Genomic DNA, 20,760 nt, shown 5'->3' with positions numbered 1-20,760 from the left:
CTTACTCCAGCCCGTCCAGCAGCTCGTCGACCTTTTCCAGGGTCAGACGCTCATGGTAGTGACCGTTGATGACCATCATCGGCGCGCCACCGCAGCCGGCCAGGCACTCTTCCTCGCGCTTGAGGTAGACGCGGCCGTCCGCGGTCGATTCACCGTGCTTGATGCCCAGCTTCTTCTCGCAATGGCGGACGATGTCCTCGGCGCCATTGAGCCAGCAGCTGATGTTGGTGCAGATGGCCACGTTGTTGCGGCCCACCTTCTCGGTCTCGAACATCGAGTAGAAGCTGGCGACCTCGTAGGCCCACACCGGCGGCAGGTCCAAGTACTTGGCCACGCCGGCGATCAGTTCGTCGGTCAGCCAGCCCTGGTTCTGCTCCTGGGCCGCATGCAGGCCCTGCAGCACGGCAGAGCGCTTGCGGTCCGGCGGGAACTTGGACAGCCAGTGATCGATGTGAGCGCGGGTCTTGTCGCTCAGCACCACCATCGGGTCGACGTCGCGCGCCGCCTCGAAATTACCTGTCGCCTTCATCGGCCGACCTCAGCGAAATGCATAACGTGAAATTCCAGAAACTGCGGCGCCGGCTTGCGCCGGCTGCCTGCAGCGGGCGTTGGCGTGGCGGACGGCATTACCGGTCAACCTCGCCGAACACCAGGTCGTAGGTGCCGATCATCGCCACCACGTCGGCCAGCATGTGGCCGCGCACGATCGAATCGATCGAGGACAGGTGGGCGAAGCCCGGTGCGCGCAGGTGCACGCGGAACGGCTTGTTGGCGCCGTCGGAGACCAGGTAGCAGCCGAACTCGCCCTTGGGCGCTTCCACTGCCGCATAGGTCTCGCCGGCCGGCACGCAATAGCCTTCGCTGAACAGCTTGAAGTGGTGGATCAGCGCTTCCATGTCGTCCTTCATGTCCTCGCGCTTGGGCGGAGCGACCTTGAAGTTCTTGACCATGACCGGGCCGGGGTTGGCCTTCAGCCATGCCACGCACTGCTTGATGATGCGGTTGGACTCGCGCATTTCGGCAACGCGGACCAGGTAACGGTCGTAGCAGTCGCCTTCCTTGCCCAGCGGGATGTCGAAATCGACGGCATCGTACTTGGCATACGGACGCTTCTTGCGCAGGTCCCAGGCGATGCCCGAGCCGCGCAGCATCACGCCGGTCATGCCCCACTGGTGGGCCAGTTCCGGAGTGACCACGCCGATGCCGACGGTACGCTGCTTCCAGATACGGTTGTCGGTCAGCAGGGTTTCGTATTCGTCGATGCGCTTGGGGAACTCGACGGTGAAGTTCTCCAGGAAGTCCAGCAGCGAGCCCTCGCGCGAAGCATTGAGCTGCTTCAGCGCCTTGCCCTTGTGCCAGCGCGATTCCTTGTACTTCGGCATGTGGTCCGGCAGGTCGCGGTAGACACCGCCCGGACGGTAGTACGCCGCGTGCATGCGCGCGCCGGAGACCGCTTCATAGCAGTCCATCAGCTCTTCGCGCTCGCGGAAGGCGTACAGCATCACCGCCATCGCACCCAGGTCGAGCGCGTTGGAACCCAGCCACATCAGGTGGTTGAGGATGCGGGTGATTTCGTCGTACATGGTGCGGATGTACTGCGCACGCTCCGGCGCCTCGATGCCCATCAGGGTCTCGATCGCGCGCACGTAGGCGTGCTCGTTGCACATCATCGACACGTAGTCCAGGCGATCCATGTAGCCGATCGACTGGTTGAACGGCTTGGACTCGGCCAGCTTTTCGGTACCACGGTGCAGCAGACCCACGTGCGGGTCGGCGCGCATGATGGTTTCGCCGTCCATTTCCAGGATCAGGCGCAGCACACCGTGCGCGGCCGGATGCTGCGGGCCGAAGTTCATGGTGTAGTTGCGGATTTCCTGCCGTGCTTCGGCCGGATTGCTCGCGAACGCTTCGCGGGCCTGGTGGAACTCGCTCACTTCACTGCCTCCTGCGCGCGCTCACCTTCTGCGGTCTGCAGACGGGCGTCGTCGCGGATCACGCGCGGCACACCGACACGCGGCTCCACCGAGGTGACCGGTTCATAGATCACGCGCTTCTTTTCTTCGTCGTAGCGGACTTCGACATTGCCGATCAGCGGGAAATCCTTGCGGAACGGATGGCCGACGAAACCGTAGTCGGTCAGGATCCGGCGCAGGTCCGGGTGGCCTTCGAAGATCACGCCGTACAGGTCGAACGCTTCGCGCTCGAACCAGTTCAGGCCCGGCCAGATGCCGGTCAGCGAGGACACTACCGGCAGCGCTTCGTCAGGGGCGAAGCAGCGCAGGTGCATCATCAGGTTGTGCTGGTACGAACGCAGCTGGGCGACCACGGCAAAGCGCTGGGTCGGCATGTGCTGCGGGCGGGCACCATCGGCACCGTTTTCCTCGGTGGGGAACTCGCCCCACGCGAAGCGGCCCTGGGCCTTGCCTTCGACGCCACGACTGAAGCCCTGCGAGGACACGTCGGCGGTGTCCCATTCGTCGGAGCCATAACCGAGGTAGTCGACGCCGCAGAGATCCACGGCCTGCTCGAAACCAAACTCGTCACGCAGCGCCAGGGCGGTGGCGTGCCACTCGGCGGCAGGCACTTCCAGCGTCACTTCGCCGCGGGGTTCGACCACGATGACCTTCGCACCTGCGAAACGTGCGGAGAGTCGGTCGATGAAGGATGCTTGCTCTGCCATGGGGGCTTGGCGCGCTCTTGTCAGGTGAAGGGGTCAGCGGGCGATGGTCTGTGTACGCCAGATCTTCTTCTGCAGCTGCAGGATCCCGTACACCAGCGCCTCGGCGGTCGGCGGGCAGCCCGGGACGTAGACGTCCACCGGCACCACGCGATCACAGCCGCGCACCACAGAATAGGAGTAGTGGTAATAGCCACCGCCGTTGGCGCAGCTACCCATCGAGATGACCCACTTCGGGTCCGGCATCTGGTCGTAGACCTTGCGCAGCGCCGGGGCCATCTTGTTGACCAGGGTGCCGGCCACGATCATCACGTCGGACTGACGCGGCGACGGACGGAACACCACGCCGTAGCGGTCAAGGTCCAGGCGCGCGGCGCCGGCGTGCATCATCTCGACCGCGCAGCAGGCCAGACCGAAGGTCATCGGCCACATCGAGCCGGTGCGCGCCCAGTTCAGCAGTGCGTCGACGCTGGTGGTGACGAAGCCCTTTTCCAGCAGCGGGTTGTCGCCTTCCGGCCGCAGGATGTCATCAACCCGGCCTTCCGGCGACGGGTTGTTCATGAGGCCATCGAGAGTCTGAATCACTCCCATTCCAGCGCTCCCTTCTTCCAGACGTAAATGAAACCGAGGAACAGCATGCCGACGAACAGGCCCATGGTGATGAGCGAACGGGCACCCAGCTCCATGAAGACCTGGGTCCACGGCACGATGAAGATGATTTCCAGGTCGAAGACGATGAACTGGATCGCGATCAGGTAGTAGCGCACGTCGAACTTCATGCGCGCGTCTTCGAAGGCCTCGAAGCCGCACTCGTACGGCGACAGCTTTTCCAGATCGGGGCGGCGGGGACCGAGGAATCGACCAACCAGCATCAGCGTAATGCCGATACCGGTGGCAACGATCAGAAACAGCAGAGACGGCAAATATTCGGCCAGCACAGCGATTCTCTCTTGCCTCTGCCGCTGCGCCTGCAGGCGCTTTGGCATGGGGGAGTGGACGGGAATCTGCCTGGCGCCTTGCGCGCCAGACGAACCCGCTTTACTTACAAATGGTGCCCAAGAGGGGACTCGAACCCCTACGACTTGCGTCGCTACCACCTCAAGGTAGTGCGTCTACCAATTCCGCCACCTGGGCAAACGATCACATCAGACTATCTTCCCGATGCGCCGCGTATTGTAACCGGCTTCAGCGTTTCTGGGAGCCTTCCGAAGGCTTTTCTTCACCAGAAACCGAAGATTCCGCCTGAGCCGGCACATTCGCAGCCGGAACCGGGGCGGCCGGGACCGCATCGGCCTTCGGAACGGCCGGCAGCTCGCCCGCCGGAGCCGCCGGAGCGACTGCCGCCGGGGCGGACATCAGACCCAGATCCTGGTCGGCCGCCGGGCGGCTGCCATGACCGGCATACCAGGCCATGAAGAGGCTGATGCCGAAGAACACGACAGCCAGCCACTTGGTCGACTTGGACAGGAAGTTCGAGGCGCCGCGCGCACCGAACACCGTACCCGAGGCACCGGCACCAAAGCCCGAACCCGCCGCCGCACCCGAACCACGCTGCATCAGGATCAGCGCGATCATGGCCACAGCGACCAGCACGTAGACGACATTGAGGATCAACATCAGCATTGGAAACCGCCCTCGGACAATACTTCTAGGATTAGTTCGCGGCCGCCGCCCTTGCGATGGCCAGGAAGTCCGCGGCCACCAGGGAGGCGCCGCCGACCAGCCCACCATCGACATCCGGCTGCGCGAACAGTTCCCCGGCATTGTCGGGTTTCACGCTACCGCCGTAAACAATGGGCAGTGAATCAGCGATTCTAGCATCGATACGCGCGACTTCGCCACGGATGAACGCGTGCACCTGCTGCGCCTGCTCCTTGGTCGCGGTACGGCCGGTACCGATGGCCCAGACCGGCTCGTAGGCGACCACGGCCTTGGCGAAGCCGGCTGCGCCGACCAGTTCCAGCACCGGCGCCAGCTGGCTGGCGATGACCGCTTCGGTCTGCCCGGCCTCGCGCTGTTCTAGGGTCTCGCCCACGCACAGCACCGGCACCAGGCCGGCGTGCTGGGCGGCGGCGAACTTGCGCGCGACCAGCTCGCTGCTCTCGTGGTGGTACTGGCGGCGCTCGGAATGGCCCACCAGGCCATAGCGGCCGCCGACCTCGACCAGCATGGCCGCGCAGACCTCGCCGGTGTAGGCGCCCTTCTCGTTGCTGCTCACATCCTGCGCGCCAAAGGCCAGGCCGGTATCACCAAAGTCCTCGACCAGCTCGCCCAGGTACGGCAACGGCGGCAGGATCACCACGTCCACCCCCTCCAGCGGCAGCCCGGCAGCGACCTGCCCCAGCAGTTCATTGGCGAATTGACGGCTGCCATGCAGCTTCCAGTTTCCGGCGACGATCTTGCGGCGCATGAGCGGGTGGCTCCTGTGTGAAGTCAGCCGGTCATGATACCCGCTACGGCAAAAATCCGTTTCCGTGTAAGCGGTTACATGGATTTTCAGCGAACGGCGCAGCCCCTCGTGGCGGGTGTGGGGTTGGTCGCGGATCGCCCGGTTGGATTGGTGAGCTTAGCCGGGCGGGTGGGGATGCCGGGGGACGCCGTAAACCCGTCCCTGGGGGCTTGGCCGCGGCATCCATGCCGCGGACACCCCCGCCATCCCCACCCGCCCGGCCTCTGACACATTCTGGCGGTTCCGCCCGCCACGGAAAGAAATAAGAAGAGCAAAAGCAAAAGCGGCATTGCGGGTAGCTGCCGGGGTCAGATCCCTTTTCCTGCGGAAAAGGGATCTGACCCCTACCCCACACGCATGGCGTGGATCTACCGTGTCGACCAAGGTCGACACCTACCGGGAATCGCGATTTACCCACCGTCACCAGGAAACTGTCGGGGGTGGGCGGTGTGGGTTGGCAGGACCGTTGGCGCCATGGATGGCGCCATCGAGCCCCCAGGGACGGGTTCACGGCGTGTCCTGCCAGCCCACACCGCCCCGCCAAACCAGCAGAAACCCAGAGCCGCTTTGGCTTTGGCTTTGGCTTTGGCCTCTGCAGGTGCAGGGCGGCAGCCCTGCAAAGAAAAAGGCCGCCTTTCGGCGGCCTTCTCACTCATTACTTCAGCTTGATCTCGCGCAGGCGTTCCTCGAGGAAGCCGTGCGCGGTGATCGCCTCCGGGTACCGGCTCGGGTTCTCCGGGGTGATGCAGGACGGCAGCACGTCGATCAAGTAGTCGGGGTTCGGATGCAGGAAGAACGGCACCGAGTAGCGCGGCTGGCGCGCCAGGTCACCCGGGGGATTGACCACGCGATGGATCGTCGACGGATACACGTGGTTGGTCAGGCGCTGCAGCATGTCGCCGATGTTGACCACGATGGTGTCCGCGTCCGAGGTGAACGGCACCCATTCGCCCTCGTGCGACTGCACCTCCAGGCCAGCGGCACTGGCACCGACCAGCAGGGTGATGAAATTGATGTCGCCATGGGCGCCGGCGCGCACGTTCGGGATGTCGTCGGTGGTGATCGGCGGGTAGTGGATCGGGCGCAGGATCGAGTTGCCGAAGTTGGTCTTGTCGGCGAAGAAGTCTTCCGGCAGACCGATGTGCAGGGCCAGCGCAGACAGCACGCGCGACCCCAGGTTGTCCAGCGCCTGGTACAGGCCGTAACCGCGCTCACGGAAGCCCTCGACCTCGGTCGGCCACAGGTTCGGCGCCATCACGTCACGGTACTTCGAGTCATCGGCGATTTCACGGCCGATGTGCCAGAACTCCTTCAGGTCGAAATGCTTGGAGCCCTTGGCGGTCTCCACGCCGAACGGGGTGTAGCCACGGGCGCCGCCGCTGCCGGCCACGTGGTACTTGCGCTTGACCTCTTCCGGCAGGGCGAAGAAGGCCTTGAAGGCATCGTAGGCCGCATCGATGTCGGCCTGCGGGATGCCGTGGTTGCGGATGCCCGCGAATCCCCATTGGCGGTAGGCCGCGCCCAGCTCGGCCACGAAGGCCTCGCGGTCGCTGTCAAAACGGGTGATGTCGAGGGTGGGGATCTGGCTCACAGCGGTTCCTGGCTTGTCGTTGGGTCTGGGGGGCCAGCGCATTCATGGCCCGCCTGAACATTGTGACAGATCGCCCGGCGAACGCGACTCGATACAAGGAAACAAACCGATACAATGCGCGACCCGCGCGCATTTAACGAATCCATTACGTTGCCGGCGCGCCGCCCTCCCGCGCCGCCTCAACCCGCCAGCACCATGCCCACAGCCCCTGCCCCCGCTGCCACCTCCTACGCAGGCCCCGCCCGCCGCTGGCGCCGCCTCGCATGGTGGTCCCTGTTCGTCATGGGCAATGCATTGCTGGCGATGATGATCACCCTCGGCAACGTGCCGCTGCGCGACAACCCGGGCGGCAGCCTGGGGCTGGCCTATCTGGCGATCGCCCTGCCCGGCCACCTGCTTGCCTTCGGCGCGCTGGCCGGCCTGCTGCCGCTGCTGCTGGGCCTGTGGCAGCGCAGCGCGCGCACGCTGAGCATCAGCGCCGTGCTGCTGCAGGGCCTGTGGCTATGCCTGTTGCTGGTTGATGCGAAGGTTTTCACTCTGTATCGGTTCCACCTCAATGCCATGGTGGTGAACATGGTGTTCGGCGGCGCGCTGCAGGACCAGGTCGCGTTGTCCTGGAAAACCTGGCTGCAGGCCGGACTGCTGGTCGCCGCCATCTTCGCCGCCGAAGGCATCCTCGCCTGGGCCTGCTGGAAGCTGCTGCCTGCCGCGCCGCGCCGGCGGCGGGTACTGCAGGCCTGGGCGGTGGTCGTTCTGCTGATGGCCGGTGGCCAGGTGGCCACCGCCTACTACGATGCGCGCGGCGACCGCGACGTGATCGCCCAGTGGAACTACCTGCCCTGGGCGCAGCCGATCACTGCCAAGAGCTTCATGCGCAGGCTGGGCGTGGTCAGCGAGCAGCAGGTCGGCCTGCCCGATCCACGCCATGCGCAGCTGTTGTACCCGCTGCAGCCACTGCGCTGCCAGAATCCACACCGGCCGAATGTGCTGATGGTGGTCCTGGAATCACTGCGCCACGACGCCCTCACCCCGCAGATCATGCCGAACACCTCGGCACTGGCGCAGGACGCGCGCGTGTACGACCGCCACTTCAGCACCGGCAATGCCACCCGCTACGGACTGTTCGGCCTGCTCTACGGCCTTCCGGGCGGCTACTGGCAGAGCATGCTCGACGAGCAGCGCGGCTCGCAGTTGTTCAAGGTGCTGGGCCAGCAGGGTTACGACCTGCATCTGTACGGCAGTGCGCCGATGTACAGCCCAGAGTTCGACCGCACTGTGTTCGCGGATGTCCGCGACCAGCTGCACCAGGGGCCTTCCGAGCTGGGTTCGGAAGGACGCGACCGCAGCATCGTGGACGCGCTGCGGAAGGACATCCGGACCAGCCAGGCCGCGCACACGCCGTGGTTCGGGTTCGTCTTCCTCGATTCCACCCACGCGCCCTACCACATGCCCCCCGGCTACCCGCCGCTGGCGACCCCGATGGCGAGGGAAATCGACGTCATGAAGTTCGGCCCGGACCACGACCCGACCCCCGAACTGAACAAGTATCGGACGGCCGTGCACTACGCCGACAGCCTGGTCGGCACGCTGCTGGACGATCTTCGCGCGCAGGGCCTGGACCAGGACACGATCGTGCTGGTCACCGGCGACCATGCCGAGGAATTCAACGACCTCAAACTGAATTACTGGGGCCACAACGGCAACTTCTCCGACTACCAGCTGCAGGTACCGTTCGTGCTGCACTGGCCCGGAAAGGGCAATGCACATGAAACGCGCATCAGCTCGCACGAGGACTGGGTGCCGACCCTGATGCGCCACGCATTGGGCTGCGAGAACGCGCTCACCGATTTCAGTACCGGCCAGGACCTGCTGGCCGAACCTGCGGGCGAGCGCGCGCTGGTGGTGGAAAGCTGGTCGCAACGGGCCGTCCGCCATGGCAACGCCATCTACGTGTTCGACAAGTTCGGCAACGCGACCTCGCTGGACCTGCACTACCGCCCACTGCCGCAGCAGGCCCCGGATGCCGCTGCCGTCCGTACCGCATGGGAAGCGTTGACCCGCTTCCGCAACCGCTGACCACAGAGGATGGTTTCCATGAAACGCGCACTGCGCATCCTGCACACCGAAGCCGCCAGGGGCATGGGGGGCCAGGAGATCTACATCTTCCGCCACATGCAGGTGATGCGTGCGCGTGGCCATGAGGTGTCGCTGCTGTGCCAGCCCGATGCACGCCTGGCCCAGCTGGCTCGCGATGATGGCTTCACCGTACATACCCTGCGCATGGGAGGCCTGACACGGCTGCTGCGCGGCATCTGGTCGGTATCGCGCCTGGTGCGCCGCGAGCGCTATGACGTGGTCAATACCACCAGCCGCCGTGACGCGCTGATCGCTGCCGCCGGCGCGCGCCTGGGCGGTACACCGCTGGTGGTGCGCTCGCGCCACCTGATGAGCCCGGTCAACTCGCTGCTCACCTATACCCGCTTGCCGCACCGCATCATCACCGTCAGCGACTTCGTCAAGCAGCTGCTGGTCGACCGTGGCATCGCCGCAGAGCGTATCGGCATCGTGCCGCCCATGGCGACACCGGCCCGCTGGGATGGCACCGAACGGGGTGATCCCTGGACAAGACTGCAGGACACCCGCGCCCAGGTGCGTGCCGAACTCGGTTTCGCCGAGCGCGACATCGTGGTCGGCTGCGTGGCCGTGCTGCGCGAGCCCAAGGGCCATGCCGAACTGCTGCATGCCATTGCGCCGTTGTGCAAGGCCAACCCCGACCTGCATCTGGCCGTGGTCGGCGACGGCGAGCCGGTGATGGGCCGCCTGCAGGCCCTGCGCGGCGAACTCGGGCTGGAGCGCCAGGTGCATCTGCTCGGCTTCCGCAGCGACGCCCACCGGCTGATGGCCGGTTTCGACATCTTCGCCCTGGCCACCCACAAGGAGGCTTCGGGCACGGTCTTCCTCGAAGCCGCGCAGGCGGCGCTGCCGATCGTCTCGCACCGCGTTGGTGGCGTACCTGAAATGCTGGTGGAAGGCAGCAATGCCATCCTCACCCGGCTGGGCGATGACGCCGCCCTCACCGGCGCGTTGCGCCTGCTGGTGGACGATCCGGAACGCCGGCGGCAGATGGGCCGTGCCGGTTGGGACTGGATCCGCAGCACTGCGCGGTTCAGCGCGGCCGGCCATGGCGAGGCCACCGAAAATTACTACCTCCAATGGTTGAAGGAGCTGGGTCATGGCTAATGCCAGAACCGTACCGGTGCTGATGCACCACCATGTCAGCAACTCTCCGGGCATGATCACCGTCTCCCCTGAGAACTTCGAGAGCCAGATCGCCTGGCTCGCACGTACCGGCTGGACATCGCTGACGCTGGACCAGTACGCCGACTTCCTTGCCGGCAAGCCGGTACCGCGCAAGTCGATCGTGATCACGTTCGATGACGGCTACCTGGACAACTGGGTCTACGCCCATCCGATCCTGCAGAAGTACGGCATGCATGCGGTGGTGTTCGTGGTCACCGGCTGGATGCACGAAGGACCGGTACGCCCGCACGCCGGCATCGAAGGCGCGGAGCTGCCGGTTACGCCGGAGCACCGTGCCTGCGAAGACCTGATCTACAAGCAGGGCCGCAGCGACGAAGTGATGATGCGCTGGAGCGAAGCACGCGCGGCGATCGAAGCCGGCACGTTCGAGGTCCACTGCCACACCCACAGCCACACTCGCTGGCTGAAGCGTGACGACCTGGATCGTGCACAGCGCCGCGAAGGCATCAGCGGTGACCTGGCGATGGCCAGGCAGACGCTGCTGGAGAAGCTCGGCGAAGTCTCCGACACGCTGTGCTGGCCCTATGGCGACTTCGACGATGACTACATCGAAGTGGCGCGCGAACAAGGCTTCCGCTACCTGCATACCACCCATCCGTTCGGCCGCAACGTGGTCGGTGGAGATCCGGAGCGCATCTACCGCTTCGCGATCCGCAACCGCCCGGCCAGCTGGCTTCGCAAACGCATCGCCTGGAGCTACAACCCGCTGATCGCACCGATCTTCAACGGCTTCAAGGCCCGGCAGAAGAAGATGGTGCCGGGCCCGTAAACGGCGCGAATGCACCGATCCCGGCGATCGGGCAGCACCCGATTCTTGAATGGATTCGAAGGAACAGTGAAGGCAATGAACGTACTGGTGACCGGCGGCGCTGGCTATATCGGCTCGCATGCATGCGTCGAGCTGCAGCAGCAGGGGCACGATGTCGTCATCGTGGACTCGCTGTGCAACAGCGACGCCGGTGTCGTCGAGCGCATCGGGCGGATCACCGGCACGGCGCCAGTGTTCGTGCAGGCTGACATCCGTGATCGACCGCGCATGACCGCCCTGATGCAGCAGCATGCGATCGATGCCGTGCTGCACTTCGCGGCGCTCAAATCCGTGGGCGAATCGCAGAAGGTGCCCCTGCAGTACTTCGACAGCAACATCAGCGGCACGATTGCCCTGCTCGGTGCGATGCAGGATGCCGGGGTGACGCTGCTGGTCTTCAGCTCCTCCGCCACCGTGTACGGCAACCAGGAGCACTGCCCGGTGGCCGAGTCCGCTTCAACCTGTGCGATGACGCCCTATGGCCGCACCAAGCTGGTGGTGGAGCAGCTGCTTGCAGACCTGATCGCCACGGGCCAGGACCTGCATGTGGCGACGCTGCGCTACTTCAATCCCGTCGGCGCGCATGGCACGGCATTGATCGGCGAGCTGCCGCACGGGACACCGAGCAACCTGATGCCCTACATCGCGCAGGTTGCGGCCGGACTGCTGCCGGAAGTCCAGGTCTTCGGTGATGACTATCCGACCCGTGACGGCACCGGCGTACGCGACTACATCCATGTGCAGGATGTAGCCAATGCCCATGTACTGGCCCTGCAGTTCCTGCGCGATCAACGACGCAGCATCACGCTCAACCTCGGCACCGGCCAGGGCCACAGCGTGCTGGAGCTGATCCAGGCGTTCGAGCAGGTCACCGGGACACGGATTCCGTTCCGCATCGTCCCGCGACGCAATGGCGACATCGCGGTCAGCTTCGCCGACGCCTCGCTGGCGCTGCGCGAGCTGGGCTGGAAGGCCCGTCACACGCTGGCCGACATGTGTCGCGACACCTGGAAGTGGCAGAGGGAAATGCCGACCCAAGCGCCAACGTCACGCCCGTGAACGAAACACCGCACCAGCCTGCGCCATGACGCAGGCTGGTTCCATCGGTCAGAAGAATCGCCCGTAGACGACCTGCACGATCTCGCCGTTGCCCGTGTTTATCAGCAGCGCATCGGGCCCATAGCGCACCCATTCAAAGCCCATCGGCGGCATGTCCAGGCCGAACAGCCAGAAATCGTTGAGGATATAGTCGCCGACCCAGTAGGGGCGCGGCAGGATCTGTCCGTAGTGCCAACGCTGGTAGGCGTAGCCGACCGGCGGATGATAGGGGCCGATGCGGAAGGCATGGTCGGCACGGAAATTGTGCCGGTAGTCTTCGCGGAACGCTGGGCGCGCATTACCCAGTTCGCGCGGGCGCTCCATCCGCGGGTAGCCCCACGGCGCCCGCAGGGGCTCTTCGCGTGGCGCGGACATGTGCGGCCCTCCTTCGGGCCGGCGTTCTGCGCTGGCAATGGAGACACCGCCCAGCAGCGGCAGCACCAGCAGCGCACCTGCCAGCAGGCGGCGGCTGTAGCGCAGTGAGGTGTTCATGGTCATGGTCCTTGCAACGAAGGAAGAAGGATGGAGCGTGCTCCGCTCCGACCGGGTCCCCACCTGCGCATGGCGTGCGTCGATGCAGGGATCCTGATGCCGGGGATACGCCGCGCATCGTTCAAAGCGCGTCACAAAGCGCACAGCAGCAGCTGAACGTGATCGCAGGTCGCGATCGGTTCAGCCAGTGGTGCTGGAAAGCGACATGGCCGCAGAAGCGGCCATGTCGGGGTGCCAGGTTGTACCGTCGCCAGCCTCAGGCGGCGGCGTCGCGCACCGCAGCGGACAGGCGGTCCAGCGTGTCCTGCATCAGCGTTGCATCATCGGCCTCGACCGTGACCCGCACCACCGGCTCGGTACCGGACGGGCGCAGGAATGCACGACCACGACCCGCCACCGATTGCTGCGCGACGGCCAGCGCGGCCTGCACGCTTTCAGCCTGCACCGTGGCCTTTGCCGAGACATTGCCCAGCCGCACGTTGACCGTCTTCTGCGGCACCCGCACCAGCCCCTTCAGCGCCTGGCGCAGGGTCTGCCCGCTGTTGCGCAGCGCCACCAGTACCTGCAGCGCGCTGACGATGCCGTCACCGGTGGTGGCCCGGTCCAGGCACAGCAGGTGGCCGGAGGCTTCGCCGCCGAGCACGCCACCACCTTCGATCAGCGCCTGGTGCACGTAGCGGTCACCGACGTTGCTGCGCAGGAACGGAATCTGCAGGTCGGCGAAGGCCTTCTCCACACCGTAGTTGCTCATCAGCGTACCGACCACCGGACCGCGCAGGCGACCTTCGTCCTTCCACGCGCGCGCCAGGATGTACAGCAGGTCATCACCGTCGACCGGATTGCCCTGGTCGTCGGCCATCAGCACACGGTCGCCATCGCCATCGAAGGCGATGCCGAGATCGGCGCGGGTTTCGCGGACCTTGGCCGCCAGGTTGTCGATATGGGTGGAGCCCACGCCGGCGTTGATGTTGACGCCGTTGGGCTCGGCACCAATGCCGATCACCTCGGCGCCCAGTTCGCGGAACAGCAGTGGTGCGATCTGGTAGGTGGCGCCGTGCGCGCAGTCCAGCACCAGGCGCACGCCACGCAGGTCGAATGCACGCGGTACGCTGGCCTTGCAGAATTCGATGTAGCGACCGACCGCCTCACGTGCACGCGAAGCTTTGCCCAGCTTCTCCGATTCGGCAGTGGTGAACGGAACGTCGAGCGCCGCTTCCAGGGCCAGCTCGGTGGCATCGTCGAGCTTCTCGCCCTGGGCGGAGAAGAACTTGATGCCGTTGTCGTAGTGCGGGTTGTGCGAGGCGCTGATGACGATGCCGGCATCCACGCCCAGCGTGCGGGTCAGGAACGCCACCGCCGGGGTCGGCATCGGCCCCAGCAGTTGCACGTCGGCACCGGCGGCGACCAGGCCAGCTTCCAGTGCCGCTTCGAACATGTAGCCGGAAATGCGGGTGTCCTTGCCGATCACCACGATCGGCCGGCGCCCATCCTGGCCGCGCTGCGCGACCAGGACACGGCCCAGGGCGTTGCCCAGGCGCAGCACGAAGTCGGCCGAGATCACGCCCTGGCCGACCCGCCCACGGATGCCATCAGTACCGAAGTACTTGCGGCCTCCCATCAAGCCACCTCCGGCGCCGGCTGACGGCCCAGCATTGCCAGCAGATCGGACAGGCGGTCGCGCATTTCGCGGCGGTCGCAGATCTGGTCGATGGCACCGTGCTCCAGCAGGAATTCCGAGCGCTGGAAGCCTTCCGGCAGCTTCTCGCGGACGGTCTGCTCGATCACGCGCGGGCCGGCGAAGCCGATCAACGCCTGCGGTTCGGCGATGTTGATGTCGCCCAGCATCGCGAACGAGGCCGACACACCACCGGTGGTCGGGTGGGTCAGCACCGAGATATACGGCAGGCCGGCTTCACGCAGCTTGCCCAGCGCGGCCGAGGTCTTGGCCATCTGCATCAGCGAGAACAGGCCTTCCTGCATGCGCGCACCGCCACTCTGCGAGAAGCATACGTAGGGGGCACCGATCTCGACCGCCGTTTCCGCGGCCAGTGCAAAACGCTCGCCCACCACCGAGCCCATCGAGCCGCCCATGAAGGCGAAGTCGAAGGACGAAGCCACCAGTGCGCGGCCCTTGAGCAGGCCACGCATGGCAATCAATGCGTCGTACTCGCCGGTATTCTTCTGCGCGATCTTGATGCGCTCGCTGTACTTCTTCTGGTCCTTGAACTTGAGCAGGTCGGTCGGGCCCAGGCGCGCACCGATCTCGGTGGTGCTGTCGGCGTCGAACAGGGCGGCCAGGCGCGCGCGCGCGCGGATCGCCATGTGATGGCCGCACTTCGGGCAGACTTCCAGGTTCTCTTCCAGTTCCGGACGGTACAACGCGCTGCCGCAGTTGCTGCACTTTTCCCACAGGCCCTCGGGGACACTGCGCTTCTTGCTGGGGGTGTTGTCGGTGCGGATGCCGGACGGCATCAACTTGCTGAGCCAACTCATGCGGGAGGACACTTCCGTTCAGGGCGGCCCAGGGGCCGCAAAGGCGGACAGTCTAGCTCCGCTTTCCCCGCCCGTGCACCCCCTTGCCGGCCACGGGGCAGCTGGAAAAAACCATGCTGGGACGTACGTTTAGGTGCGGGGAAGTGCCAGCCGCTGGCCGGCAACCCTTGTCGCACACGCGGCCCAGGCGTGTGCCGGCCAGCGGCCGGCACTACCCCTCAGGCGTCCAGCGCCTGCCGCAGCGGGGCGAGGAAGGCCCGGGCGCGCTGCGCGGCCTCTTCCGCCGAGCCCGCTTCGGCCAACGCCGCCACCAGCGCGCTGCCCACCACCACGCCGTCGGCCTGGCGGGCCATGGCCGCAGCACTGTCGGCATCCTTGATGCCGAAGCCCGCCACCACCGGCACCGACGCACGCGCGCGCAACGCCTGCAGGCGGGCACTGGCGGCATCGCTGTCCAGTCGCTCGGACGCACCGGTGACACCGGCAAAGCTGACGTAATAGAGATAGCCACGGGCCAGCGCCAGCAGCTTGTCGGCACGCGCCTCGCTGGTGGTCGGCGACGCCAGCAGGACCAGCGCCAGGCCGGCCGCATCGAAGGCCTGCTGGGCCTCGCCCGCTTCTTCCGGCGGCAGGTCGACCAGCAGCACACCGTCCACGCCGGCGTCCACGGCGGCCTTGGCGAAGGCCGCGTAACCATGGATCTCCACCGGGTTCAGGTAGCCCATCAGCACCACCGGAGTCTGCGCATCGCGCTCGCGGAACTGCGCCACGGCCTGCAGCACATAGCGGCTGCCGGCCCCCCGCGCCAGCGCGCGCTCGGAGCTGCGCTGGATGGTCGGGCCATCGGCCATCGGGTCGGAGAACGGCACGCCCAGTTCGATCACGTCGGCGCCGGCGTCCACCAGTGCGTGCATGACCGGCACGGTCGCTTCCAGCGAGGGATCACCCGCCGTGACGAAGGGAATCAGCGCCTTGCGCTGCTGCTCGCGCAGGCGCTGGAAACAGGCATCGAGTCGGGAAACAGGCATCTCAGGCACATCCTTCAATCAGTTCAATCGCATCGCTGGTCCCCCAGTACATCTGGATGACCCTCCCTTCAAACAGTTCCACGCGGATGCCAAGGGCCGAGCCCGGGTCCTGCCAGGTGAGGTACTCGCCCTGCTCGCCATCGTAGGCATGCGGGCTGGACACGGGCGGCTTCGGAAACCGGGCAACCGCTTGGGCACGGGTCATGCCGACGCGCAGGCCAAACGGGCCCGGCTGCTGGGTCGGCGCCCCGCTCTCCGGATCCAGGCCGAGGTCGAAGCGGACCACGCGATCTTCATCGGTCATCATCGACACGCCGGGCGGCAGTCCCTTGCCGTCGTAGTACTCGCAACTGCCGCCCATCGCTTCGACGGCCCCTTGTGCCGTCCACGGCCCGAATGCCTTCAGGTCCGTCATGTGCTGGCCGATCAGCACCTCGCCGGCATGGTCCAGCGCCACCGAGGCCACCGCCGGTGCGTCATCGCTGTCCGCATCTTCCACAGACGGCGGATCGTCGATCGGCGTGCGCGCCATCGGGTCGAGGTCATCATTGGCGGCGGGCTGCTGCGCCGGCTGCGTGGTGGCCTTGGCGGCCGGCGCCAGCACCGGTGGCTCCGGCGGCTGGCACGCGGCCAACCCAAGCGCCAGCAGCAGCACGCCGCTGTTCCGCAGCCGCGCGCTCACAGTACCAGCCCTTCGCGCGCAGCGATGGTGTGCACGTCCTTGTCGCCACGGCCGGACAGATTGCACAGCACGATCTGGTCACGCGGTCGCTCACGCGCCAGCTTGATCGCCTGTGCCAGCGCATGGCTGGATTCCAGTGCCGGCAGGATGCCCTCGGTATGCGCCAGCAGGTGGAAGGCCTGCAGCGCTTCCTCGTCGGTGATGCCGAGGTAGCGTGCGCGGCCGGTATCGGCCAGGAACGCGTGCTCCGGGCCGACACCCGGATAGTCCAGGCCGGCTGATACCGAGTGGGTCTCGATGATCTGGCCGTCGTCGTCGCACAGCACATAGGTGCGGTTGCCGTGCAGCACGCCCGGCCGACCCGCCGCGATCGATGCAGCGTGGCGCCCGGTGCTGATGCCATCACCGGCGGCTTCGGCACCGACGATCTCGACCTGGCGATCGTTGAGGAAGGCATGGAACAGGCCGATGGCATTGCTGCCGCCGCCGACGCAGGCAGTAATCGCATCGGGCAGGCGACCGTACTCGGCCAGCATCTGCTCGCGCGCCTCGCGGCCGACGATGGCGTTGAAGTCGCGCACCATGCGCGGATAGGGATCCGGACCGGCGACCGTACCGATGATGTAGAAGGTGTCCTGCACGTTGGTCACCCAGTCGCGCATCGCTTCGTTGAGCGCGTCCTTCAGGGTGGCCGAGCCGGAGGTGACCGGCACCACCGTCGCGCCCAGCAGCTTCATGCGGTAGACGTTGATCTTCTGCCGCTCGATGTCGGTGGCGCCCATGTACACCACGCATTCCAGGCCCAGCCGCGCGGCAACGGTGGCACTGGCCACGCCATGCTGGCCGGCACCGGTCTCGGCGATGATGCGCTTCTTGCCCATCCGCGCGGCCAGCAGCGCCTGGCCGATGGTGTTGTTGATCTTGTGCGCGCCGGTGTGGTTCAGGTCCTCGCGCTTGAGCAGGATCTGCGCACCGCCGACATGATCGCTCAGGCGCTGGGCGTGATAGATCGGGCTCGGCCGGCCCACGTAGTGAGCCAGGTCACGGTCGTAGGCGGCCTGGAATGCCGGGTCCTGACGGGCCTGATCATAGGCCTGGGCCAGTTCCTGCAGCGGGCCGACCAGGGTTTCGGCAACGAAGCTGCCGCCGTAGCGACCGAAGTGGCCCTGGACGTCGGGGAAGGCGTGGTAGTCGGCAATGGGGGAGGCAGACATGGATACGACCGGTGGTTCAGACAGGTGGATACTCTAGCGCACGGGTCGTGACCGGAAAATGGATATTATCTGGCGCATATCGTCAGGAAATCTCACATGAGTCGTTCCCTGCTTCCGCCGCTCAATGCGCTGCGTGCGTTCGAGTCGACCGCCCGCCTGGGCGGGGTTGGCCGCGCCGCGCAGGATCTGCATGTCACCCACGGTGCGGTCAGCCGGCAGCTGAAGCTGCTGGAAGATCATCTGGGCATGGCCTTGTTCCAGCGAGCCGGGCGCGGGCTGCGCCTGACCGCTGCGGGCACGCGCCTGCAGGCAGCGTGCAGCGAGGCCTTCAGCGGCATCGAGGACTGCGTGCGTGAACTGCGGCGGCCGGCGGCAGCGCAGGCGCTGGTGCTGGGGTGCAGTGGCAGCGTGCTGGCGCGCTGGATGATCCCGCGCCTGCCTGCCCTGCAGGCCGCCCTGCCAGGTGTGCGCCTGCAGTGGTCGGCGCTGGATGGCAGTTTCACCGAAGCGCAGGCCGCACTGGATGCGGTGCTGCTGCTGGCGCAGGGGCCATGGCCCCGTGGCTGGCAGGTACGCGAACTGGCACCGGAGCGGGTTGGCGTCGTGGTGGCCCCCTCGCATCCGGCGGCGCAGCGCCTGCGGCAGGTACCGCCCACGGCACTGCTGCCGGAAACACTGCTGTACACCAGCTCTCGGCCACAGGCGTGGCCCGCGTGGGCGCAAGCGCACGACCTGGATCCGTCGAAGCTGCAGCTGGGCACCGCCTTCGAGCATCTGTACTACCTGTTGGAGGCGGCGGTGGCCGGGTTGGGCCCGGCGATCGCACCGGAGCCACTGGTGGCCGAAGACCTGGCTGCGGGCAGGCTGGTCGCACCGTGGGGATTTGCCCCCACGGGCGGGTTCTGGGTGCTGGCGCGGCCAGAAGGACAGGCCGATGCGCGCGTGGAGGCGCTGGCCGACTGGCTGGGCCAGCAACTCCGCTGACAACAAAAAGGGGACGGAGGGGATTAAGTCGCAGGTGGCACAAACGACTTAATCCCCTCCGTCCCCTTTTTTCAGCTGGCGGTCGGGGTGGCCAGCCGCTGCTGCAGGTCCTCGCGCAGGCGCGACAGTTCCACCTCCGCCTGCTGCCGCTGCTGCATGCCTTCGCGATGGATGCTGCGCACTTCCTCGACCGTGGCGATCAACTGATCGTGCACGTGGCGCAGCGTGGCCACGTCGATCACACCGCGCTGGTTGCTGCGTGCGGTATCCACCGACGCCTGGCGCAGCAGGTCGGCATTGCGGCGCATCAGCTCGTTGGTGGCATCGTCGATGGCGGTGGACAGCTCGACCGCGGCCTTCTGCTCGCCGAGCGAAAGCTGGATGGCGAACTGGCGCTTCCACGACGGGATGGTGATCTCGCGCACCGTGTTGAACTTCTCGATCAACTGCAGCGCGTTGGCCTGGATCAGGCGGATCATCGGCAGCGACTGATCGGCGGCGTGCTGCATCAACTGCAGGTCGGACACGCGCTTTTCGATCAGGCGGATCGCGTTGTCCACTTCGCTCTGGCGGATGCGCTGCTGCGGATCCTCACTGCCCTGCCCGGCCAGCTGTTCGGCCTGCAGTTCGGCCAGGCGCTGCTTGCCGGCGGCGGCGTACAGGCCGAGCGCATGGCGTTCTTCGCGGACGATGTCATGCATGCGGTCGAACTCACCCACACGCTTGCCCATCAGTACCTGCTGCGCGCCGACGTCTCCCAGCAGCTGTTCGATCTGCGCATTGGTGTCGCTGAATTTCTGCACCAGCTCACCCTTGGAGGCGCGCAGGCGATCGATCAGGCCACCAATCAGCGGCACCCTGGACCGCTGCGCGACGCCGTCGAGCTTGAGGCTGCGCGCGATGCGCACTACTTCACCCAGCTTTTCGCCGCTGGCGTCCAGGTCGCGGTTGCGCACCTGGTCCAGCAGCTGGCTCGAGAACGCAGCCGTGCGGCTGGCGGCATCGCGACCGAACACCTGCAGGCTGCTGGGGCGCAGGTCATCCAGTTCACGGCGGATCTCGGCGATGCGCGGCAGATCCTCGTGGGCCAGGCCAAGTGCCTTCAGCGTGCCTTCGTCGAGCGTGGAAACGGCGGTGTTGGCGGGCACCAGCGTGCCGGGGCTCTGAGTGTCCTGGATCATCGGGCGATCTCCTTGCAATGGGTAAGCGGCGGCGGCCGATTCAGCGCAGTCTAGCCTGAGCGGCCGCAACCTCGTCATCGATCTGGGCGTGCAGCGTGGCAGCCTTGCCGGCCAATGCAGCGCCCGCGGCGGCCTGGTCGGCCAATGCGGCCTGTCGCCAGGCCGGCAGCAGGACATCATGGATGCGCGCGAAGCGTTGCAACAGCACGTCGTCCTGGTCCTGCAGCAGCTGCCATTGACCGGCTTCCAGACGACGCAGCGTCGCCAGCCGTCGCAGGTGATCCCGCCGTTGTGACAGCGCGGCCTGGCCGGCGGCATCCAGCTGCGTCAGCCGCGACGTCGCCAGCTCGGCCCAGGCGTCCAGCGCCGTGGCCGCCGCTGAATGTTCGGCGATGGCCATGGCCCGCAGCTGCACGTGCTGCTGCAGGTGCTGTGCCTGCTCGCGTGCCTGCAGGGCCAGCACGCCCAGCTGCGACTGCAGCGCACGCCCTTCCGCCTCGCGATCGACATCACGCCCCAGCAGGCGCCCCCACCAGCTCTCTCGCTGCCGGATACGCGTCGGGTTGTCGGCCTGCAGGGCCAGCGCGATGCGTGCCAGTGCCGCCACCAGGCCCTCGCCCGCACCCGGTGGCAACGCGGTCTCGCACCGCGCCAGCGCCTGCAGCAGCGGTGCACCGTAATCGGCCAGCACGGCCACCTCGGCGGTGTCCGGCAGCATCGGTGACGGCAGTGGCGCCTGCAT

21 protein-coding genes and 1 tRNA gene are annotated in these 20,760 nt (G+C 66.5%); 5 read left to right on the top strand and 17 right to left on the bottom strand.

What is annotated here, in order from left to right:
* Window position 1 precedes the first annotated feature (1 nt).
* From nuoE to VPH47_RS06040, 9 genes are all read right to left on the bottom strand, one after another.
* A complete protein-coding gene (gene nuoE, locus VPH47_RS06080) occupies window positions 2-529 on the bottom strand; it encodes an NADH-quinone oxidoreductase subunit NuoE (protein ID WP_180846260.1) in 528 nt (175 codons plus the stop codon).
* 97 nt (window positions 530-626) lie between these two features.
* On the bottom strand, window positions 627-1,934 hold the full coding sequence (locus VPH47_RS06075) for an NADH-quinone oxidoreductase subunit D (protein ID WP_110712985.1): 1,308 nt from the start codon (window positions 1,932-1,934) through the stop codon (window positions 627-629).
* Window positions 1,931-2,680, bottom strand: a complete 750-nt coding sequence (locus VPH47_RS06070) for an NADH-quinone oxidoreductase subunit C (RefSeq protein WP_005410462.1) — start codon at window positions 2,678-2,680, stop codon at window positions 1,931-1,933. Before VPH47_RS06070 ends, VPH47_RS06075 begins: the two co-directional genes overlap by 4 nt.
* 33 nt (window positions 2,681-2,713) lie before the next feature.
* Entirely contained in the window at window positions 2,714-3,268 is a 555-nt protein-coding gene (locus VPH47_RS06065) for an NADH-quinone oxidoreductase subunit B family protein (RefSeq protein WP_005417936.1), read from the bottom strand.
* Window positions 3,259-3,615, bottom strand: coding sequence for an NADH-quinone oxidoreductase subunit A (locus tag VPH47_RS06060; RefSeq protein WP_008265012.1), 357 nt, complete (start codon window positions 3,613-3,615; stop codon window positions 3,259-3,261). The genes VPH47_RS06065 and VPH47_RS06060 overlap by 10 nt, the downstream gene beginning before the upstream one ends.
* A gap of 111 nt (window positions 3,616-3,726) precedes the next feature.
* Window positions 3,727-3,811, bottom strand: a tRNA-Leu gene (locus tag VPH47_RS06055).
* Window positions 3,812-3,862: 51 nt separating this feature from the next.
* Window positions 3,863-4,300, bottom strand: a complete 438-nt coding sequence (secG, locus tag VPH47_RS06050; protein WP_164161536.1) for a preprotein translocase subunit SecG — start codon at window positions 4,298-4,300, stop codon at window positions 3,863-3,865.
* A 31-nt stretch (window positions 4,301-4,331) separates the two neighbouring features.
* Complete coding sequence (gene tpiA, locus VPH47_RS06045) at window positions 4,332-5,087, bottom strand: triose-phosphate isomerase (protein WP_368850331.1); 756 nt, start codon at window positions 5,085-5,087, stop codon at window positions 4,332-4,334.
* A gap of 694 nt (window positions 5,088-5,781) precedes the next feature.
* Complete coding sequence (locus VPH47_RS06040) at window positions 5,782-6,759, bottom strand: isopenicillin N synthase family dioxygenase (RefSeq protein ID WP_368850330.1); 978 nt, start codon at window positions 6,757-6,759, stop codon at window positions 5,782-5,784.
* A gap of 153 nt (window positions 6,760-6,912) precedes the next feature.
* Between VPH47_RS06040 and VPH47_RS06035 the strand changes: the two genes are divergently transcribed.
* From VPH47_RS06035 to galE, 4 genes are all read left to right on the top strand, one after another.
* A complete protein-coding gene (locus VPH47_RS06035; protein WP_368850329.1) occupies window positions 6,913-8,793 on the top strand; it encodes a DUF3413 domain-containing protein in 1,881 nt (626 codons plus the stop codon).
* Between the two features lie 18 nt (window positions 8,794-8,811).
* Complete coding sequence (locus VPH47_RS06030) at window positions 8,812-9,957, top strand: glycosyltransferase family 4 protein (RefSeq protein ID WP_180846263.1); 1,146 nt, start codon at window positions 8,812-8,814, stop codon at window positions 9,955-9,957.
* The gene (locus tag VPH47_RS06025; RefSeq protein ID WP_014037956.1) at window positions 9,950-10,807 is read left to right on the top strand and encodes a polysaccharide deacetylase family protein; all 858 of its coding nucleotides are present in this window, start codon (window positions 9,950-9,952) and stop codon (window positions 10,805-10,807) included. The genes VPH47_RS06030 and VPH47_RS06025 overlap by 8 nt, the downstream gene beginning before the upstream one ends.
* Window positions 10,808-10,882: 75 nt before the next feature.
* Window positions 10,883-11,905 carry a UDP-glucose 4-epimerase GalE gene (galE, locus tag VPH47_RS06020; protein WP_368850328.1) on the top strand — a complete coding sequence of 341 codons (1,023 nt, stop codon included), beginning with the start codon at window positions 10,883-10,885 and terminating at the stop codon, window positions 11,903-11,905.
* 48 nt (window positions 11,906-11,953) lie between these two features.
* Here galE and VPH47_RS06015 read toward each other — a convergent pair whose 3' ends face one another.
* The 6 genes from VPH47_RS06015 to trpB all read right to left on the bottom strand — a co-directional run bounded on the left by VPH47_RS06015 (window position 11,954) and on the right by trpB (window position 17,853).
* Window positions 11,954-12,436 carry an RcnB family protein gene (locus VPH47_RS06015; RefSeq protein WP_110712992.1) on the bottom strand — a complete coding sequence of 161 codons (483 nt, stop codon included), beginning with the start codon at window positions 12,434-12,436 and terminating at the stop codon, window positions 11,954-11,956.
* A gap of 256 nt (window positions 12,437-12,692) precedes the next feature.
* On the bottom strand, window positions 12,693-14,054 hold the full coding sequence (glmM, locus tag VPH47_RS06010; protein ID WP_368850327.1) for a phosphoglucosamine mutase: 1,362 nt from the start codon (window positions 14,052-14,054) through the stop codon (window positions 12,693-12,695).
* Complete coding sequence (gene accD / locus VPH47_RS06005; protein ID WP_005410473.1) at window positions 14,054-14,929, bottom strand: acetyl-CoA carboxylase, carboxyltransferase subunit beta; 876 nt, start codon at window positions 14,927-14,929, stop codon at window positions 14,054-14,056. The genes glmM and accD overlap by 1 nt, the downstream gene beginning before the upstream one ends.
* A 218-nt stretch (window positions 14,930-15,147) precedes the next feature.
* Window positions 15,148-15,957, bottom strand: a complete 810-nt coding sequence (trpA, locus tag VPH47_RS06000; RefSeq protein ID WP_368850326.1) for a tryptophan synthase subunit alpha — start codon at window positions 15,955-15,957, stop codon at window positions 15,148-15,150.
* 1 nt (window position 15,958) lies between these two features.
* Window positions 15,959-16,639 (bottom strand): hypothetical protein, encoded by a 681-nt coding sequence (locus VPH47_RS05995; protein WP_368850325.1) that lies wholly within the window; start codon window positions 16,637-16,639, stop codon window positions 15,959-15,961.
* Window positions 16,636-17,853: a tryptophan synthase subunit beta gene (gene trpB / locus VPH47_RS05990; RefSeq protein ID WP_368850324.1), complete on the bottom strand. Its 1,218-nt coding sequence runs from the start codon at window positions 17,851-17,853 to the stop codon at window positions 16,636-16,638. The genes VPH47_RS05995 and trpB overlap by 4 nt, the downstream gene beginning before the upstream one ends.
* A gap of 96 nt (window positions 17,854-17,949) precedes the next feature.
* Between trpB and VPH47_RS05985 the strand changes: the two genes are divergently transcribed.
* On the top strand, window positions 17,950-18,837 hold the full coding sequence (locus VPH47_RS05985; RefSeq protein WP_368850323.1) for a LysR family transcriptional regulator: 888 nt from the start codon (window positions 17,950-17,952) through the stop codon (window positions 18,835-18,837).
* A 71-nt stretch (window positions 18,838-18,908) separates the two neighbouring features.
* Here the strand turns inward: VPH47_RS05985 and VPH47_RS05980 are convergent, their stop codons facing one another.
* Window positions 18,909-20,018, bottom strand: a complete 1,110-nt coding sequence (locus VPH47_RS05980; protein WP_368850322.1) for a toxic anion resistance protein — start codon at window positions 20,016-20,018, stop codon at window positions 18,909-18,911.
* Window positions 20,019-20,058: 40 nt separating this feature from the next.
* Window positions 20,059-20,760, bottom strand: coding sequence for a hypothetical protein (locus VPH47_RS05975; protein WP_368850321.1), 702 nt, complete (start codon window positions 20,758-20,760; stop codon window positions 20,059-20,061).

This window comes from Stenotrophomonas sp. WED208, assembly GCF_040984485.1.
GTDB classification, from domain to species: Bacteria; Pseudomonadota; Gammaproteobacteria; order Xanthomonadales; family Xanthomonadaceae; genus Stenotrophomonas; species Stenotrophomonas riyadhensis.
Note: the sequence above shows the minus strand (reverse complement) of the source record. Positions and strands in the feature narration are given on the sequence as shown.

Excerpts from the sequence above, each read along its gene's own strand:
- nuoE (WP_180846260.1), bottom strand. The coding sequence starts at position 529 with ATGAAGGCGACAGGTAATTTCGAGGCGGCGCGCGACGTCGACCCGATG.
- VPH47_RS06065 (WP_005417936.1), bottom strand. The coding sequence starts at position 3,268 with ATGGGAGTGATTCAGACTCTCGATGGCCTCATGAACAACCCGTCGCCG.
- VPH47_RS05985 (WP_368850323.1), top strand. The coding sequence starts at position 17,950 with ATGAGTCGTTCCCTGCTTCCGCCGCTCAATGCGCTGCGTGCGTTCGAG.
- galE (WP_368850328.1), top strand. The coding sequence starts at position 10,883 with ATGAACGTACTGGTGACCGGCGGCGCTGGCTATATCGGCTCGCATGCA.
- VPH47_RS06035 (WP_368850329.1), top strand. The coding sequence starts at position 6,913 with ATGCCCACAGCCCCTGCCCCCGCTGCCACCTCCTACGCAGGCCCCGCC.
- glmM (WP_368850327.1), bottom strand. The coding sequence starts at position 14,054 with ATGGGAGGCCGCAAGTACTTCGGTACTGATGGCATCCGTGGGCGGGTC.
- trpB (WP_368850324.1), bottom strand. The coding sequence starts at position 17,853 with ATGTCTGCCTCCCCCATTGCCGACTACCACGCCTTCCCCGACGTCCAG.
- VPH47_RS06025 (WP_014037956.1), top strand. The coding sequence starts at position 9,950 with ATGGCTAATGCCAGAACCGTACCGGTGCTGATGCACCACCATGTCAGC.
- VPH47_RS06015 (WP_110712992.1), bottom strand. The coding sequence starts at position 12,436 with ATGAACACCTCACTGCGCTACAGCCGCCGCCTGCTGGCAGGTGCGCTG.
- VPH47_RS06070 (WP_005410462.1), bottom strand. The coding sequence starts at position 2,680 with ATGGCAGAGCAAGCATCCTTCATCGACCGACTCTCCGCACGTTTCGCA.
- VPH47_RS05975 (WP_368850321.1), bottom strand. The coding sequence starts at position 20,760 with ATGCAGGCGCCACTGCCGTCACCGATGCTGCCGGACACCGCCGAGGTG.
- trpA (WP_368850326.1), bottom strand. The coding sequence starts at position 15,957 with ATGCCTGTTTCCCGACTCGATGCCTGTTTCCAGCGCCTGCGCGAGCAG.
- VPH47_RS06040 (WP_368850330.1), bottom strand. The coding sequence starts at position 6,759 with ATGCGCTGGCCCCCCAGACCCAACGACAAGCCAGGAACCGCTGTGAGC.
- secG (WP_164161536.1), bottom strand. The coding sequence starts at position 4,300 with ATGCTGATGTTGATCCTCAATGTCGTCTACGTGCTGGTCGCTGTGGCC.
- tpiA (WP_368850331.1), bottom strand. The coding sequence starts at position 5,087 with ATGCGCCGCAAGATCGTCGCCGGAAACTGGAAGCTGCATGGCAGCCGT.
- accD (WP_005410473.1), bottom strand. The coding sequence starts at position 14,929 with ATGAGTTGGCTCAGCAAGTTGATGCCGTCCGGCATCCGCACCGACAAC.
- VPH47_RS06030 (WP_180846263.1), top strand. The coding sequence starts at position 8,812 with ATGAAACGCGCACTGCGCATCCTGCACACCGAAGCCGCCAGGGGCATG.
- VPH47_RS05980 (WP_368850322.1), bottom strand. The coding sequence starts at position 20,018 with ATGATCCAGGACACTCAGAGCCCCGGCACGCTGGTGCCCGCCAACACC.